Below are 17,958 nucleotides of genomic sequence, written 5' to 3'. Positions count from 1 at the left end.
AATTTGATATAGAATATCAATTTTAGAGAACTTAATTTTCAAAAATGGAAGGATAATATGGATCTGAACGCTCTCAGAATGTTTATCGCCGCAGTACAAAGCGGCAGTTTATCTGCGGCGGCGGAGAAAATCGAGGTACCCTTACCTACCTTAAGCCGCCGTATCAGTGAATTGGAACAATCCCTTAATTCACAATTGCTGATACGTTCCAAGCGAGGCGTTAAGCTGACCACCATGGGACAGCGCCTGTTTGATCAATCCCTTTACCCTATCGAAAGCCTGCTCGAAGCGGAACGTACGGTACGCAGCGATATGCGTCATATGCACGGGCGCTTACGCCTGTCCCTGCCCGACGGTTTTGAATTCTGGGGGAAATTAATTATCGACTTTCAGCGCCGCTATCCGCATATTCAAATAAGCTGCCAATACACGGATATACGTCTGGACTTAATTGAGGAGGATATTGATGTGGCCTTGCGTATCGGCGATTTGGTTACCGATAAGGTCATCGCTAAACGCCATGCGCCGCTACAAAGGCTATTGGTGGCAACTCCCGCCTTTGTGCAAGCATTCGGCGAGCCCCAAAGCATTGAAGAACTGGATAATTTTGCCCTGGCCGGCTGGTATTTTACCCATGGTAGTGCAACAAAATGGCAGCTGGGGAATAGAATTTATACGCCGAAATTAAAACTTTCCGCTAACAGCTTCCGTCAGTTGCTGGATTACACGCTGGCGGATATGGCGATTTGCGAAATGCCGGAATTTGTTGCCAAACCTCATTTGGACAAAGGCGAACTGCGCCCTATTTTACCCCGGCTATCCATGCCGGAATTGCCGGTACATCAAATCTATGCCGCTCACCGCCACCCTTCCGCTATCCTGCGGGTTTATTTAGATTTCTGCGATATGTGGCTGGCACAACATAAGTAAAAAAGGGGAAAGATGCTTCCCCATCTCCCTTAGCGGCGGCTATTGGTTAGTTTGTGAGTTTTTTGTACTCAAGCGCCTATATCCGCCCCTTTATTATTAAAATTATTCATGTAAAAGCTGAAAAATATGATATTGCATAATATTCAGGCTTAGGGCATTCTCTAACGGAATAAGACGTATAGACGTCTAAACCCATAACAAATAACAGGAGATGCAACATGACGACATTACATTTTTCCGGCTTTCCGCGCGTAGGTGCAAAACGCGAACTGAAATTTGCTCAAGAACGTTATTGGCGTAAAGAACTGGAAGAACAGGATTTATTAGATTTAGCCAAAGCCCTGCGTACCCGTAACTGGCAACACCAGGCGCAGGCCGATGCGGATTTCGTCAGTGTCGGTGATTTCAGTTTTTACGATCATATTTTGGATTTACAGGTAGCCACAGGTGCCATTCCCGCTCGCTTCGGATTTGACAGCCAAAACCTCGAGCTAGATCAGTTTTTTCAACTGGCGCGCGGTAATCAGTGCCAGTTTGCCCTGGAAATGACGAAATGGTTCGATACCAATTACCATTATCTGGTGCCGGAATTTCATGCGGACACGGAATTCAAAGCCAATCCCCGCCACTATCTCAATCAGTTGCAAGAAGCGCAGGCACTGGGCTATCGGGCAAAACCGACCCTAGTCGGCCCGCTTACCTTTCTCTGGCTCGGCAAAGAAAAAAGCGAAGGTTTCAACCGCTTGGATTTACTGCCGAAATTATTACCGGTGTATAGCCAGCTGCTAAGCGCCCTTGCCGATGCCGGCGCCGAATGGATTCAAATTGATGAGCCGGCATTAACCCAAGATCTGCCGTCCGCCTGGCTGGAAGCCTATCAAAGCTGCTACGCAGCATTAAGTGCGGTGAATGCAAAATTGCTCTTTGCCACCTACTTCGGTTCCGTCGCCGAACATGCGCCATGGTTAAAAACCTTACCGGTAGAGGGGCTGCATATAGATCTGGTACGCGCACCGGAACAGCTTGACGCATTTAGCGATTATGAGAAAGTGCTGTCCGTCGGCGTAATTAACGGGCGTAATATTTGGCGTGCCAATCTGAACGACCTGCTGGATAAGCTTGAACCATTACAGGCGGCTCGCGGCGATAAACTTTGGCTTTCCACCTCCTGTTCTTTACTGCATAGCCCTTATGATTTATCGGTGGAAGCCCGTTTGCAGGAAGAAAATCCCGATCTCTACAGCTGGCTGGCATTCGCTTTACAGAAAAGCGAAGAATTAAAAGTGCTGAAGCGAGCATTGCAACAGGGACGTACTTCGGTGCGAGCGGAATTGGAAGCCAGCCGTGTGGCCGCCGAGTCGCGCGCCGCCAGTAAGCAAATTCACCGGCATGAAGTCGGGCAACGTCTGGCAGCGCTACCGGCCAATGCGGATCAGCGCAAATCCCCTTTTGCCCAACGAATCAAAGCGCAGCAGGAATGGCTGAAACTGCCTTTACTGCCTACCACGACCATAGGTTCCTTTCCGCAAACTCTAGAAATCCGTCAGGCGCGCGCCGCATTCCGCAAAGGTGATCTAAGCCTTGAACAATATGAAAGACTGATGGAAAAAGAAATCGAATTTGTGGTACGTCAGCAGGAAGCTCTGGATCTGGACGTTCTGGTACATGGCGAAGCGGAACGTAACGATATGGTGGAATACTTCGGTGAACTCCTGGAAGGTTTTGCCTTTACCAAATTCGGCTGGGTACAGAGCTACGGCTCCCGTTGTGTAAAACCGCCGATAATTTTCGGCGACGTGTCCCGTCCGCAAGCGATGACGGTACGCTGGTCCGCCTATGCGCAAAGCCTAACCAAGCGGGTAATGAAAGGAATGCTGACCGGCCCGGTTACTATTTTGCAATGGTCCTTCGTGCGCGACGATATCCGCCGTGAAACCGTATGTAAGCAGATCGCTCTAGCGCTTAACGATGAGGTACGGGATCTGGAAAAAGCCGGGATCAAGGTGATTCAGATTGATGAGCCGGCTATCCGCGAGGGCTTGCCTTTAAAACGTGCGGACTGGGCGTCTTATCTGCAATGGGCGGGAGAAGCCTTCCGTCTGTCTTACTACGGTTGTGAAGACAGTACGCAAATTCATACTCATATGTGTTATTCCGAGTTTAACGATATTTTAGCCGCAATCGCCGCGCTGGACGCCGATGTTATTACCATAGAAACCTCGCGCTCGGATATGGAATTATTAACCGCTTTCAGCGCCTTTAAATATCCGAACGATATCGGGCCGGGGGTCTATGATATTCACAGTCCGCGCGTACCGGAACAAAGCGAAATCGAACATTTGCTGCGTAAAGCGCTGCAGGTGATCCCCGCCGAACGTTTATGGGTAAATCCGGACTGCGGTCTAAAAACCCGCGCTTGGCCGGAAACCAAAGCGGCATTGGAAAATATGCTGGCCGTAACCAAGAAGCTGCGCGCCGAACTGAGTAACTGATTGAGAAACTATTACCGGAAAAGTCCGAAAAAAATGACCGCACTTTTGCCTCGCCTTGCGCCAGCCCTCTAAGCAAGCGAGCCTAAGTGCGGTCGTTTTTTCCGGTTTTTTTGCTATGTACGCCCCGGTAAAATAAGGGGAAACCCCGCCATAGCAATTTGATCCGAATGATTGAAAAGATTAAGGGAAAGGGGGCAGATAAAATATTGCCGCCCCTTAAGTTTACTAAGCTTATTTTAAACGTTCGAATCCCGCGTTTAAATCGGCAATCAGCTCCTCCGTATCCTCAAAACCGATATGTAGGCGAATTAAGGTACCGCTTAATTTACGCTGAATATTCGGACGAATACGCGCGATTTCCTCCGGTTGGTTGTACAGAATCAGCGATTCAAAGCCGCCCCAGGAATATGCCATGCTGAACAGCGTAAAATGATCCATAAAGCGTTCCAGTTGCTCGTGGCTTAATTTTTGTTGTAATTCGAAAGAAAACAGCCCGCTTGCGCCGCTAAAATCCCGTTTAAAAAACTCATGGCCCGGACAGCTTGGTAATGCCGGATGATACACCGCTTTAACCTCCCCCCGCTGCGCCAGCCATTGTGCCACCTTTAAACCGCTGACATGATGCTGTTGCAAGCGTACTCCCAGGGTACGCAAACCGCGCGCGGTTACATAAGCGCTGTCCGCATCGGCCATTTGCCCCATCAAATAGGAGTTTTCACGCAACTGATCCCAACAGCGCGCATTGGCAACCGCCGTACCTATCATGGTATCGGAATGGCCGACCAGATATTTAGTGCCTGCCTGCACGGAAATATCAATGCCGTATTCCAATGCTTTAAACAATATGCCACCGCTCCAGGTATTATCAATAATAATCACGATTTCCGGATTGACCCGGCGCACCGCTGCGACAATGGCGGGAATATCCGGTACCTCCATGGTCAACGAACTCGGACTTTCCAAAAATAAAACCTTTGTATTTGCTTGCAGCAAAGTGGCTACTTGCGCGCCCGCCATAGGATCATAAAATGTGGTTTCCACTCCCATTTTTTTCAGAATATGCTGGCAGAACTCCTGAGTGGGTTCATAGGCGGCGCCGCTCACCAGAATATGATCGCCGGCGGCAACGAAAGCCAGAATACTGTTGGTTACCGCCGCAGTGCCACAGGGGTACAAATAACAACCGGCACCGCCTTCTAGCTCAGTCATCGCATCTTGTAAGGCAAAATGCGTGAGGGTACCGCGTCGTCCGTAAAACAGCCCTTGTTTAGCGCGGTTCAGGGTCGCCTGTTTTTTCTGCGCAAGATTTTTAAACACTAAAGAGGAAGCTCGTTGCAACACAGGATTCACACTACCCTGAGTAACTCGCTCGGAGCGGCCCGCATGAACTAAAAGCGTGGATAAGGAATGTTTTTCTGGCATAATTTTTTCCGAGTAATAAATAGTTATTAGGTTGTAATAATCGGTTTAATAGATAAAATCGACTATCTAAACGGGGGCGCTTTACTTAGAATAAGCTTTGACAATTTTGCGCTTAAATGTAAAACAGTGCAAAACATTTATCACTTATATAAGGAGATTTTTACAATGGTATTAGTTACCCGTCAAGCACCTGACTTCACTTCTGCAGCCGTTCTCGGCAACGGTGAAATCGTAGAGAATTTCAATTTCAGAAAACATATTGAAGGTAAAGCAGCGGTAATCTTCTTCTATCCTTTAGACTTCACATTCGTCTGCCCGTCCGAGTTAATCGCTTTTGATCACCGTTATCAGGAATTTAAAAAACGCGGTGTAGAAGTGGTCGGCGTTTCCATCGACTCACAGTACACGCACAACGCATGGCGTAATACGGCGACCGAAAACGGCGGTATCGGTCAGGTACAATATGCTTTGGCTGCAGACGTTAAACACGAAATCGCAAAAGCTTACGGTATCGAACATCCGGAAGCCGGCGTAGCGCTACGTGCATCTTTCTTAATCGATAAAAATGGTGTAGTCCGCCACCAGGTAGTCAACGACCTCCCTCTAGGCCGTAACATTGACGAAATGTTACGTATGGTCGATGCACTACAATTCCACGAAGAGCACGGCGAAGTTTGCCCAGCACAGTGGGAAAAAGGCAAAGAAGGGATGAAAGATAACCCTGAAGGTGTTGCCAAATACTTAAAACAAAACGCGGACAAACTTTAATTTATAGAAATTAATTTAGCTAGGATTATTTATTAGGAACGCAGAACCACGCTTAAAGGCGTGGTTCTTTTTTATTGGCGTTTTTTTACTTCGCCCGCTTTCTGCGGGCGAGAATAGCGTTCTAGCGGATATTTTCTTCCGTTCCATGGATCGCGCCGCGATTTTCCGCCGTTTCCGGTTCCAAATCCAGTTTTGCCATCAACACCTGATCGCCGTCTTCTTCCGGATTTTGCGTAACCAACAATTTATCGCCGTAGAAAATGGAATTGGCCCCCGCCATAAAGCACATCGCCTGCATTTCTTCCGACATTCCCTGGCGCCCAGCAGAAAGGCGCACATAGCTGCGCGGCATGGTGATACGGGCGATTGCTACGGTACGTACGAATTCCGTCCAATCCAGCTCCGCCGCATCGGCCATAGGCGTACCTTCCACCTTAACCAGCTGGTTAATAGGTACGGATTCCGGCTGAGGATCCAAATTGGCCAGGCTGGCGATTAAACCCGCCCGTTCCTTACGGGTTTCGTTCATGCCGATAATACCGCCGCAACAAACCTTTAATCCCGCCTTACGCACCTTACCCAGCGTACTCAGGCGATCTTCAAACTGTCGGGTGCCTATGACCTGCTGATAATATTCCGGTGCGGTATCCAGATTATGATTATAATAATCCAGACCGGCCTGCTTCAGATCTTCCGCCATACCCTCTTCAAGCAGCCCGAAAGTACCGCAGGTTTCCAACCCCAGCGCTTTCACCGCTTTAATAATTTCACTGACCTTGGCAATATCTTTCGGTTTCGGGCCGCGCCATGCCGCTCCCATACAAAAACGGCTGGCGCCGCGGGACTTCGCGATTTTCGCTTTTTCCACAATTTCGTCCACATTCAGCAACTGCTGCTGCGCTACGCCGGTATGATAGCGGGCCGACTGCGGACAATAGCCGCAATCCTCCGGGCAACCGCCGGTTTTTATGGACATCAGCGTCGATAGTTGAACCGTTCGCGGGTTAAAATTATCGCGGTGAATTTGTGCCGCTTTATAGACCAAATCTAAAAAGGGGGTTTCAAACAACGCCTCTACCTTGCATACGGACCAGTATTCCACGCTCGGATGCGGTGTAACGGAATAAATTTGTAATCTTGTGGCTGTCATATGGTTTCCTTCGGATTAAATTCTGAGATAATGCGACCTTTGCCGATACGGATAATACGGTCGATCTTAGCTTCCAGTTCTTGCGGCTGATGCGTTACGATCAATAAGGTTAATCCTTTGACATCACACAATTGTAAAAACAGATTCAGCATTTCCCTACGTAATTCGGGGTCCAGTGCGGAAAAGGGTTCATCCAGTAGTAAAATCGGCTTTTCCCTCAGCAGACAGCGAGCTAATGCCACTCGTTGTTTCTGCCCGCCGGACAAACGGGTCGGCAGTTCGTTTAAAAAATCCCTTAGCCCGACCGCGCTTGCCGCCTGTATTATACACTTTCGTTCCTGCGGCGTTAATGTTAATTCCGGTTTCAGCCCCAGAGCGATATTTTGCTCCACGTTGAGATGCATAAATAAATTATTTTCCTGAAACAACATGGATACGGGCCGTTCAAAGGGTTGAGTAAAGCTGTGATTTTCTCCGTTCAATATAATTTCCCCTTGTTGCGGCAGTTCAAAACCGGCAATAAGATTCAACAGGGTACTTTTCCCCGCACCGCTTTCGCCGACAATGGCCACTTTTTCCCCTGCGCGGATATGCAGAGAAAACTGCATCGACATAGATTTATAGCGGAATAAAACCTGTTCCAGTTTAATCATTTGTATCCTTACCGGTTTGTATCCCCGGCGCATAACTTTCCGCCAGACGGAAAACCGCCAAACAGAATAACAGTAAAACCATGGCGGTTACCGCCGCCTGATCGCCGCGATAACTCCCCAGCTGCTGATACAGCAAATAAGGCAACGAAGAAAAATCCCGGCTACCGAATAAAGCGATAGCGGTAAAATCACCCAGCGACAGGCAGCATGAAAGGGCAAAAGCATATTTAAAGGGTGCCGCCAGTAAGGGGCCTTCAATCAGCTTAAAGCGCCGCCAGCCCCTTATCCCCAGGGATTGACAAAGTTTTTCATAATACTGCATATTGGCTCTCATGGGCGGAGAAAGCACGCGCAATACAAAGGGCATGGCGGAGAGTCCGTTACATAGCACCACTACGCCGAACAATGCGGGCTTATTAAATTCCATGCCCTGTAACAACAGAAATAAACCTATGGCTAATACCATTGCAGGCACCGCCAGTACCACCATTCCCAGATTCATTAACCCCTCCGCCCAAGCGCTCAGCCCGATCCAATGCAAGCGGCGGGATACCAATAATAAGGCGTAAGCCATCAATAAGGCGAGCAATGCCGAGGATAATGCGATACTCAGCGAATATCCGAAAGCTCGCCATAAGAAAGGATTTTGCCACAAATCTGATAGCTGCGCCGAACTCAATCCGGCCCACAGAATATTCAGCAAGGGGAGTAACAGAAAAACAACCATCAGCGTAATAAAAAAAACTTGCCAAAGTTTAACCGCACTTGATTGCGGAGCAAACCAGTGTTCGAGCTGATCCGTTTCCGTTTGCGCCATCACTCCGAAACGGCTGCCAAAACTGAACAATACAAAGCAGAAAACAAATTGCAACAGGGTAAAAAAAGCCGCTTTGCTCAAATCGAAATCAAAAACAACGGCCTGATAGATGGCCACTTCCAAGGTAGTAAATTGCGGCCCGCCCCCCAAAGTCAATACGATGGCAAAGCTGGTGAAGCAAAGCATAAAAATTAAGATGGCCACGGGCAACAGCTGCTGGCGCCAATAGGGAAATTCAATCAAGCGGATAAAGTGCCAGCCACGGATATTCAGCTGTGCGGCAAGCTGGCGCTGTTGATTCGGTATTGCGGCAAAGCAGGGCAAAAACATCCGGGCGGCAAGGGGAATATTAAAGAACAAATGGGCGAGCAGAATGCCTTTTAATCCGTAAATATTCGGCTGTAGCTCAATCCCCAGCCGTGCGGCAAACTGCGCTAACCAGCCGGAAGCGCCGTACACCCCGAATAAGCCGAAAATAACCGCCAGAGAAGGCAGCACAAAGGTCAGAGAAAACAAACTGCGCAGATAATTTTTACCCGGAAAGCGCTGATAGAAAAAAGCACGGGCGAATAATAACCCTATCAGTACCGAGAATAATGCGGATAAAAAGGCCTGAGCAACGCTGAAAAAAATAACCTGCCGTACATAGGCATCTTGCAGGATATTGCGCCAACTTTCCGTTTCCCCCTGAGCTAATACGGCATGTAAGGCTCCGCCGTAAACGGCGAAAAGTAAAACTAAAACCAGTATTCCGCCCGCATATTGGGCGGGCCGGAAGCGGGCGAAAAACAAGGCGGGGCGCATCATTGCGATATTACCGGCTTAAAGCGCGCTGCCACTGCTCAATCCATCTTTTCATTTGCTCGCCGCTGAGATTCAGGGTATCTAGCGCTTTAGTCCGCATCTGTTTCGCCTTTAAGGCGTCAAAATGAGGTTCCGTTTCCGCTGCGATAACAGGCAACATAATATTTTTACTGACGATTTCCTTCTGTGCCTGCGGGCTAATCAAAAACGCCAGGAAAGCTTCCGCGCAATTATCCTTATCTTCCTCTCTGCCGGCAATTTTCGCCGCCAGTTCAATTTGCAAAACGCCGCCTTCGCTAAATTCGGTCGCCGCATAATTGCTATTCTTATCTTGCAAAAGATGGTAGAGCGGCGAGGTACTGTGGCTCAGCACCAAATCCCCTTCTCCTTTAAGAAATACCCCGTAGGTTTCCGACCACCCTTTACCCACGGTTAAAGTATGAGTTGCCAAACGGCGCCAGATTTTTTCCGTTTGCTGCGGCGGATAAAGACTGTTCACCCATACCACTAAGCCTCGGCCGATACTGCTGGTACGCGGATCCTGATAAATAATTTGCAAATCTTCCCGCTCAATCAATTCCTGCAAACTTTGCGGCGGATTCTTCAACTTGGTTTTATCGTAAATAAAAGCGTATTGCCCGAAGTCATAGGGTAAAAAGGTGCTATCCTGCCATTTTATAGGTAATGAAATCGCTTCCAGAGATACCTTATTTGCACCGAACAGTCCCGATTGACGGGCCGCTTCCAACTGGTGATTATCCAGTCCCACCACAACATCGGCTTTGCTCTTTTTCCCTTCCAAGCGTAAACGGTTAAGCATGGTGGAACGGCTGTCGAAAGGCACCAAATTAAGCCGACATTGAGGAGTTTCCCGCTCAAACATCTTTTTCACTTCGATACCCGGCCCCCATTGGGCAGAAAAGAATTCTTCCGCATAAACATTAATTTCAGTCGGCGCGGATAATGCAGAAAACGGCAGAGAAAGTGCGGTTAGAAAAACCAGTGATTTTATTTTGAACATAAAAAAATCCTTTAATAAGCGAACATCGCCGGGTTAAAGGAATTTAAGTGCGGTCAAATATCGGATAAATTTTTGACGTCTCAAATCCCTACGCTGTTCGAGTTTCTTGACAAAACCCTAATAGATCAGGTTCTACGGGTTTTATCTCAGCCCTGAGGCACCCCGTTGAGAACGATTTTCAGAGTTTAACCTCTTTATATGGCTTTAAGCAAGCCGCATAGCGGCTTCCATCGAAATAAACTCAAGGCCTAAAGCGAAAAATAAAGGATTAATGTGCGCGTAAACGCTGCAAAAAGGCTTTGGTACGTTCGTGGCGAGGATTATCGAACAACTGCTGCGGCGACCCCTGTTCCACAATAACCCCCTGATCCATGACCACCACCAAATCCGCCACGTCCAGAGCGAATTTGATTTCATGGGTAACCACCACCATAGTCATCCCCTCAAGGGCCAGCTCTTTCATACTGTCCAGCACATCTTGCACCAGTTCCGGATCCAGTGCGGAGGTCGGTTCGTCAAACAGCATCAGCTCCGGCTGCAATGCCAGAGCGCGTGCAATTCCTACCCGCTGCTGCTGACCGCCCGACAACTGAAAGGGATACAAATCGACTTTATCCGCCAACCCCACTTTACCCAACAGATTCAGGGCTTCTTCACGAGCTCGTTGAGGAGACTTATGCTGCACATATACCGGCCCTTCCATAACATTTTCTAAAGCGGTTTTATGCGGGAAAAGATTATATTGTTGAAATACCATGCCCGATTTACGGCGCAGGGCAAGAATATCTTTTTTCACCGACTTAGCGGCAAAATCCACTTGCAACGGACGTTCATTTTCAAAAGCGATACTGCCCTGCTCCGGTATTTCCAAAGCGTTCAAACAGCGCAAAAAGGTGGTTTTCCCCGAACCGGAAGGGCCCAAAATAACAATGACCTGCCCTTTCTTAATGTCCAGATCAATACCGCGCAGAATTTCGTTATCGCCGAAGGCTTTATGAATATTGCGTATTTTAATCACTCCAGAATCCTTATCGTGCTACATAGCGTTCCATACGTTTTTCCACTCTGGCCTGAATAAAGAACAGTACCCAGCAGAAACACCAATAAATCAGACCCGCTTCAATATAAATAGGCAAAAAGTCGTAGGACATATTCGCCACCTGCTGAGCCACGCGAAACATTTCCGTTACCGTAACCACCGAGGCCAAGGAAGTATCCTTAAACAGACCGATAAAAGTATTACTTAGCGGCGGTACCGCTACCCGAAATGCCTGCGGCGCAATAATGCGGCGAAAGGTCTGCATATAGGTCATACCTATGGTATAACCGGCTTCCCACTGACCTTTAGGTACGGAAGAAATCGCCGCCCGCACGGTTTCCGAAGCATAAGCGCCAATATTCAGAGAAAAACCGATAATTGCGGCGGGAATTGGATCGATATAAACGCCTATGGCCGGCAGACCGTAGAACACGACGGAAATCTGCACCAGCATCGGCGTACCGCGGATAATCGAAATATAAACTTTAACGATAAGCAGAAAAATACGGTGAATAATTCCGCCGCCCGGTGTGATTCGTACCAGAGCAACGGCCACCGCAATTATCATACCCAGAATAAAGGAAATAACGGCAAGCGGTATTGAAACCAATACCGCTGCGTTAACCATGGGCCAGAATGCGTTTATAACCAAATCCGCTCGGGCTTCGGTCATAAACGGAATAGAGGTAAGAATATTATTTAACACTGATATCTCTGCCGAAGAATTGTTCACCCAGTTGTTTCAGGGTGCCTTCATTACGCAGTTCTACAATCGCCGCACTGATTTTAGCCAATGCTTCCTCATTCCCTTTGTTTACGATTAAGCCTGCCCCTACTTTTTCATCGGTGGGCGCTTCCCAGGCGGTTTTCAACCCGGAATTCGGATTTTTCTTCAAATAATCCAATAACGCCAAACTGTCATTAAAGGTCAAATCCGCTCTTTTCTGTTGAATCAATAACAACCCCTGCGCCATACCGTCGATTGGTACGATTTTAGCCTGTAATTTCGTTGCCAACTCGCCGTAGTTACTGCTCAGCGTCTGAGCCGCTTTGCGTCCTTTTACATCTTCTAGGGTTTTAATGCTGTTATCCTCCTGACGCACCAGCATCATCGCACCGGACCAGCTGTAAGATTCGGATTTGTCAAAAGTCGCCTTACGTTCCGGCGTCGTCAGTGCAACCTGATTGGCCACCATATCGAAACGGCCCGCTTTCAGACCCGCCATCATAGAATCCCAGGAGGTTTCTTTAAATTCGACTTTTACCCCTAATTTTTCCGCTACCGCACGGGTAACTTCAACATCGTAGCCGGTTAATTTACCGCTGGCGTCATGATAAGTAAAAGGGGCATAGGTTCCTTCCGTCCCTACGGTAATAGTTCCTTTATTATTAATACGATCAATCAGACTGTCCGCCGCTTGAGCGCTTGCCGCAAAAGCTAAAACGCCGGTCATCAGAAACGCTAATTTTTTAAACATAAAACTTTTTCCTTCTGTAAGAGAAACGGGTGATTATTCTAAAATAAAAAAATCCATTCCTAAATACCTTATTGTTATAAGTTATATTCAGGATGAATCTTCCGTTGTCTTTTCATACCAAAAATGCTGATTAAATCCGCGCCCCGCAGCTATGTCAGAATATTTTCTGAGAACAATATCACAAAAAAACAATTTGCCCGTTTTAGCCGGAAATATAATTATTTATACTGTGGTTGCTTTACTTATCAACACATTATACTAAGGTTTAGTTATGTTTCTGTCTTTCTTATCCGCTCTGCTAATCGGCAGTCTGCTCGGTTTCATCTTCCAACGTTCCCGTTTTTGCCTAACCGGCGGCTTCCGCGATATGTATATTAGCCGCAACAACCGTATGTTTTATGCCCTGCTAATCGCTATCAGCGTACAGAGTATCGGCGTTATCGCATTAATTCAAACCGGCTATATAGGTTCGCCCTATAAAGATTTTTCCCTGTTTTCCACTATTATAGGTTCCGTTCTGTTCGGCATCAGCATCGTACTTGCCAGCGGCTGCGCCACCGGAACCTGGTATCATGCGGGAGAAGGTCTGATCAGCAGCTGGATCGCATTACTGATGTATATGATTAGCGCTGCAATGATGCGCTACGGCCCCCTTAACGGTTTTCAAAAATCCATGGCACAATATGGGCGAATTAATGACAACCTGGCGGCCAGCCTGAATATTTCCGCCTGGTGGCTGGTCGCCCTGTTGGTCGTAATCACCCTCTTTCTGGTTTACAAATCCCTCAGTAAACCGAGCTTAAAACTCGCCACCCTGCCGCCGCGTTATTCCGGCCTGCGCCACTGGCTGTTTGAAAAGCGCCATCATCCTTTCTTTGCCGCGGTTTTAATCGGTCTGCTGGCATTCGCCGCTTGGTGGGTAAATGCCATGCAGGGGAAAACCGCCGGCTTGGGGATTACCGGCCCTTCCGCCAATATTATTAATTTTCTGACTACCGGCGATACCAAAAAAATTAACTGGGGCGTCTTTCTGGTTCTGGGAATCCTGCTCGGCTCTTATCTCGCCGCTAAAGGCAGCCATGAATTCAGATGGCGGTTACCTGACTTAAAAACCCTGGCGAATAGCGTTATCGGCGGTTTATTAATGGGCGTCGGCGCCTCCCTTGCCGGCGGTTGTACCATAGGTAACGGATTAACCGCCACCGCTGCAATGAGCAGTAAAGGCTGGATTTCCTTATTTTTCATTATGGTGGGTACCTGGCTGATGAGCCATTTTATGTACGTTCGCCCCAATAAACAGGCATAATCAACAACGGAGAAATTACTATGCGCTATCTTCTTGACACCAAAGGACATCTTTGCCCCTTTCCGCTAATGGAAGCGAAAAAGAAAATCCTCGAACTTGCCCCCGGCGACGAACTGCAAATTCAGTTCACCTGCGCCGAAGCAACGGAAAACCTGCCGCGCTGGGCTGCGGAAAACAATTATCCGGTTACCCATTTCGCCCAAATTGATGATGCCGCTTGGGAAATCATTATTCAGAAAAGCTAAATAAAGGGTATAAAAACTCGCTGAAAAAACACCGCACTTTAATGCTCTCCAGCCCGTGCGGAACCCTTCCATGCCGAGCGCCGTATTATACAGCCCTCGGCTTTTTTCAAATTTAGCAAAATTTCTGTGATCCCCGTCGAGCTTTTATTGTTGAAGCTTTGCCTTTAGTTTTGAGCTCGCCTACCTTTTCTCCCGAGAGAATAATCTATCTCTAATATTTAAGATTAAGATAAAAAATTTTTTAAATTTAGGGTGTTACGTTAATTCGGCAAGCCTAAACAAAATAATGTGATTACATATTGTTTTGTTTAGGCTTTTTTATTCTGAGGAGATTTTGCATGGCAAAAAATTTTTCAACTATAGCGGCTGAAATTATTAGCGCCGTAGGCGGAGAACAGAATATTCATTCATTGGTTCATTGCGCTACCCGTCTGCGCTTCGTATTAAAAGATCCCCAAAAAGCCGATAAAACAGGGATAACCCACATATCCGGCGTAATCAGCCTGGTAGAAAGCGGCGGACAATTTCAAGTGGTCATCGGCAATAATGTCGCCAAAGTCTATGCTGAAATTTTAAATATCGCCGATATAAAAACCGACTGTGATTCGACCTGCGCACAACCAAACCGCCTGAACCGGGCCATTGATTTTATTTCCAGCGTATTTACGCCGCTTATCGGCATTATGGTTGCCAGCGGTCTGGTAAAAGGTACGACAGCGACCTTATCCCTAATCGGATTACTGGATATGCAGTCCGGCGCAGCAAAACTGCTGAATACAACGGGCGATGCTTTTTTCTATTTTCTTCCGTTGGCACTGGCCTTCACCGCCGCAACCAAACTAAAGGCCAATCCGTTTTTAGCGCTGGGTATTGCCGCTTCCTTGGTTTACCCCGGCATGGTTGAAGCCACCGCCGGCGGACAAACACTCAAGCTGTTAGGCATTAATTTTCCGTTAATGAATTACACCTACAGTGTCATTCCGGTTTTAATCGCCGTTTTCCTACAATCTTATGTACAACGCTTTTTCGAGAATATTTTACATGAGGCCATCCGCTCTTTTCTTGCTCCCACCTTTACCCTTCTCCTTATCGTACCTTTGAGCTTTATGCTTATCGGTCCTCTGGGGGCGGGAATAGGTTATGCTCTGGCCTTCAGCGTAGACTGGATGTACGTAACCAGTCCCCTGCTAACCGGGCTGATTATGGGAGGGATCTGGCAAATACTGGTGATCTTCGGTATCCATTGGAGCATTGTCCCCATTATGATCAACAATCTGGCCATATCCGGTTACGACATTTTAATTCCGATTGTAACCGGCGCCGGAGTTCTCGGCCAAGTAGGGGCCGCAATGGGTGTATTTGCCAGAACCCGCCGAAATGAATTAAAAACCACTGCTGCCTCAGCCTCTTTAAGCGGTTTATTCGGCATTACGGAACCTATTATTTACGGCATCACGCTACGTTTTAAAAAGCCCTTTATTTTCGGTTGTATCGCCGGCGCCGTCGGTGGTGGAATTATCGGCGTCGGCGCAACCAAAGCTTTTGCTTTCAGCTTCGGCGGATTACTTGGTTTTCCGACCATGATCGGCAATGACAGCAACGTCTGGGCCTATGCTCTCGGCATGGGTGTCGCTTTTGTACTAAGCTTTATGCTCACTTATCTGTTCGGCTATCGGGATGATGAAAAAAACAACCTTACGGAAAATAAGATTCAAAGGGAAAATTCCCCGCTTTACTATACTTTAGCCAGCCCGTTAAGCGGAAAAATCTATCCGCTCCGCAGCCTGAGCGATCCTATGTTTTCTTCCCAAGCCTTGGGCAAAGGTATTGCGATTCTCCCGGACGAGGGTGAATTACGTTCCCCGGTAAAGGGAGTGGTAAGTTCCGTATTCGGTACCGGACACGCCATTAATATCATCGCTGACGAAGGTATGGAAATCTTAATTCATATAGGTATTGATACGGTACAACTGAACGGAAAACATTTTGAAAGTTTTGTAAAAAGCGGAGATCCCGTTGAAATCGGAACATTATTGGCAAAATTTGACCAGGAAGCCATTAAACGGGCGGGCTTTTCACTTATTACTCCGCTGATTATCACAAACTCCGAAGATTATCTTGATCTAATAGCTACGGATAAAACACATATAGAACAGGGCCAACCTTTAATGAAAATCATCGTAAATTAAACCGGGATTATTTAAAGTGCGGTCTTTTTCGAACAAGTTTTTTACTCATCGGCATAAGTAACTTAAGTATCAAAAGGTTTAGTCATACATGTTAATAGGAACAAGGAGCATTATATGAATCAACTAAAATCTTTTCCGGCAAATTTCCTATGGGGCGGAGCGACCGCCGCCAATCAGATTGAAGGCGGATTTGATCTGGGCGGTAAGGGACTCTCCAGCGCGGATATGGTCGCTTATGTGCCGAAATCCGAACGGGGGGCGAACAATATTTCCATTGAAGTGGATTCGCAACGTATTCAAGATATTTTATCCGGCGTATTTCAGGGTCGTTTTCCCAAACGGGAAGGCATTGATTTTTATCATAGCTACCCGCAGGATATCCACCTAATGGCGGAAATGGGCTTTAAAATGTTACGAATATCCATTCACTGGTCAAGGATCTTTCCTAACGGAGATGAAAAACAACCGAATGAAGCGGGATTGGCATTTTACGACAAGATTTTCGATGAATTGCTGAAATATGGCATTCAACCCATGGTTACCCTTTGTCATTATGAAATTCCTCTGGGTTTAGTACAAAAATATAACGGATTCTTACATCGGGCCGTAGTAACCCACTTTGTGAACTATGCCGAAGTCCTCTTTAAGCGTTATAAAGATAAAGTAAAATACTGGTTAACATTCAATGAAATTAACATGGTAACCATGCACAGTCCTTATACCGGTGCCGGGGTTATTCTCGACCGCGTGCCGAAGGCGCAACGGGAAAACGCCAAATATCAGGCGCTGCACCACCAATTTCTTGCCAGTGCATTAGCCACAAAATCCTTACACAAAATTATTCCCGACGCCCGCATGGGTTGTATGCTGGCGCGTATGCTGCACTATGGACTAACGGCCGATCCTGAGGATCAACGTGAAGCGCAATGGCGAAATCAACAAAATTTATTCTATACGGACATACAGGTAAGGGGCGAATATCCAAACTATATAAGGCGCTATTGGTCTGCTAATAACCTATCCCTTCAAAAACAAAGAGATGACGATATTATCCTAAAACAAAATCCGGTAGATTTTATTGCTTTCAGCTACTATATGTCGGTTTGTGTAACCGCCCATAAGGATCAAAGCAAACCTATGGACGGAAACTTTATTGAAGGGGTAAGAAACCCCTATTTGCCCATCTCCGATTGGGGCTGGCAAATTGATCCCATCGGCTTACGCATTGCCCTGAATGATCTGTATGATCGCTATCAAAAACCGCTGTTCATCGTGGAAAACGGGTTAGGCGCTTATGATAAAATCGAGAAGGGTAAAATACATGATGATTATCGGATCAATTATCTGCGTAGCCATATCTGCCAAATGCAAGAAGCCGTTAGCGACGGGGTGGAACTTTTAGGCTACCTTGCATGGGGGCCCATTGATCTGGTCAGCATGTCCACCTCGGAAATGTCAAAACGCTACGGTTTTATTTTTGTCGATATTGATGATGAAGGCAAAGGCTCCCGGCAACGTATTCGTAAAGATTCCTTCTTTTGGTATAAAAAAGTCATCGCAAGCAATGGGACGGATTTAACTTGACCACAGGCAAGGCGGGAGCGCGCCAACCACAGGGTGAAACTATGCACCCGCCTTAATTTA

Annotated in this window: 15 protein-coding genes; 7 read left to right on the top strand and 8 right to left on the bottom strand. The window is 47.2% G+C overall.

What is annotated here, in order from left to right:
• Positions 1–57: 57 nt before the first annotated feature.
• Together EDC45_RS02625 and metE are read left to right on the top strand one after the other, a co-directional pair.
• Positions 58–930 (top strand): LysR family transcriptional regulator, encoded by an 873-nt coding sequence (locus tag EDC45_RS02625; RefSeq protein WP_133543165.1) that lies wholly within the window; start codon positions 58–60, stop codon positions 928–930.
• A 218-nt stretch (positions 931–1,148) separates the two neighbouring features.
• Positions 1,149–3,422, top strand: a complete 2,274-nt coding sequence (gene metE, locus EDC45_RS02620; RefSeq protein ID WP_133543163.1) for a 5-methyltetrahydropteroyltriglutamate--homocysteine S-methyltransferase — start codon at positions 1,149–1,151, stop codon at positions 3,420–3,422.
• 231 nt (positions 3,423–3,653) lie between these two features.
• Here the strand turns inward: metE and metC are convergent, their stop codons facing one another.
• Positions 3,654–4,844, bottom strand: coding sequence for a cystathionine beta-lyase (metC, locus tag EDC45_RS02615; RefSeq protein ID WP_133543161.1), 1,191 nt, complete (start codon positions 4,842–4,844; stop codon positions 3,654–3,656).
• Between the two features lie 165 nt (positions 4,845–5,009).
• Here metC and EDC45_RS02610 point away from each other — a divergent pair, with 165 nt between their 5' ends.
• Complete coding sequence (locus EDC45_RS02610) at positions 5,010–5,612, top strand: peroxiredoxin C (protein ID WP_133543159.1); 603 nt, start codon at positions 5,010–5,012, stop codon at positions 5,610–5,612.
• Positions 5,613–5,733: 121 nt separating this feature from the next.
• On the opposite strand, the gene bioB is transcribed toward EDC45_RS02610, so the two are convergent.
• The 7 genes from bioB to EDC45_RS02575 all read right to left on the bottom strand — a co-directional run bounded on the left by bioB (position 5,734) and on the right by EDC45_RS02575 (position 12,574).
• A complete protein-coding gene (gene bioB / locus EDC45_RS02605) occupies positions 5,734–6,762 on the bottom strand; it encodes a biotin synthase BioB (RefSeq protein ID WP_133543157.1) in 1,029 nt (342 codons plus the stop codon).
• Entirely contained in the window at positions 6,759–7,415 is a 657-nt protein-coding gene (gene thiQ, locus EDC45_RS02600; RefSeq protein WP_133543155.1) for a thiamine ABC transporter ATP-binding protein, read from the bottom strand. The genes bioB and thiQ overlap by 4 nt, the downstream gene beginning before the upstream one ends.
• Positions 7,408–9,036, bottom strand: coding sequence for a thiamine/thiamine pyrophosphate ABC transporter permease ThiP (gene thiP / locus EDC45_RS02595; protein ID WP_133543267.1), 1,629 nt, complete (start codon positions 9,034–9,036; stop codon positions 7,408–7,410). The genes thiQ and thiP overlap by 8 nt, the downstream gene beginning before the upstream one ends.
• A gap of 10 nt (positions 9,037–9,046) precedes the next feature.
• On the bottom strand, positions 9,047–10,057 hold the full coding sequence (thiB, locus tag EDC45_RS02590) for a thiamine ABC transporter substrate binding subunit (protein WP_133543154.1): 1,011 nt from the start codon (positions 10,055–10,057) through the stop codon (positions 9,047–9,049).
• Between the two features lie 268 nt (positions 10,058–10,325).
• Positions 10,326–11,075 (bottom strand): amino acid ABC transporter ATP-binding protein, encoded by a 750-nt coding sequence (locus EDC45_RS02585; protein WP_133543152.1) that lies wholly within the window; start codon positions 11,073–11,075, stop codon positions 10,326–10,328.
• Between the two features lie 10 nt (positions 11,076–11,085).
• A complete protein-coding gene (locus tag EDC45_RS02580; protein WP_133543150.1) occupies positions 11,086–11,802 on the bottom strand; it encodes an amino acid ABC transporter permease in 717 nt (238 codons plus the stop codon).
• Positions 11,792–12,574, bottom strand: coding sequence for an amino acid ABC transporter substrate-binding protein (locus EDC45_RS02575; RefSeq protein ID WP_133543148.1), 783 nt, complete (start codon positions 12,572–12,574; stop codon positions 11,792–11,794). Before EDC45_RS02575 ends, EDC45_RS02580 begins: the two co-directional genes overlap by 11 nt.
• Before the next feature lie 271 nt (positions 12,575–12,845).
• Here EDC45_RS02575 and EDC45_RS02570 point away from each other — a divergent pair, with 271 nt between their 5' ends.
• The 4 genes from EDC45_RS02570 to EDC45_RS02555 all read left to right on the top strand — a co-directional run bounded on the left by EDC45_RS02570 (position 12,846) and on the right by EDC45_RS02555 (position 17,898).
• Positions 12,846–13,880, top strand: coding sequence for a YeeE/YedE family protein (locus EDC45_RS02570; protein WP_133543146.1), 1,035 nt, complete (start codon positions 12,846–12,848; stop codon positions 13,878–13,880).
• Between the two features lie 20 nt (positions 13,881–13,900).
• Positions 13,901–14,125: a sulfurtransferase TusA family protein gene (locus EDC45_RS02565; protein ID WP_133543144.1), complete on the top strand. Its 225-nt coding sequence runs from the start codon at positions 13,901–13,903 to the stop codon at positions 14,123–14,125.
• Between the two features lie 338 nt (positions 14,126–14,463).
• Entirely contained in the window at positions 14,464–16,314 is a 1,851-nt protein-coding gene (locus EDC45_RS02560; RefSeq protein WP_133543142.1) for a beta-glucoside-specific PTS transporter subunit IIABC, read from the top strand.
• A gap of 114 nt (positions 16,315–16,428) precedes the next feature.
• On the top strand, positions 16,429–17,898 hold the full coding sequence (locus EDC45_RS02555; protein ID WP_133543140.1) for a glycoside hydrolase family 1 protein: 1,470 nt from the start codon (positions 16,429–16,431) through the stop codon (positions 17,896–17,898).
• Positions 17,899–17,958: the final 60 nt, after the last annotated feature.

Source organism: Mesocricetibacter intestinalis, from assembly GCF_004363295.1.
Taxonomy (GTDB): domain Bacteria; phylum Pseudomonadota; class Gammaproteobacteria; order Enterobacterales; family Pasteurellaceae; genus Mesocricetibacter; species Mesocricetibacter intestinalis.
The sequence above is the reverse complement of the archived record's forward strand: the minus strand, read 5'-3'. Positions and strand labels throughout refer to the sequence as shown.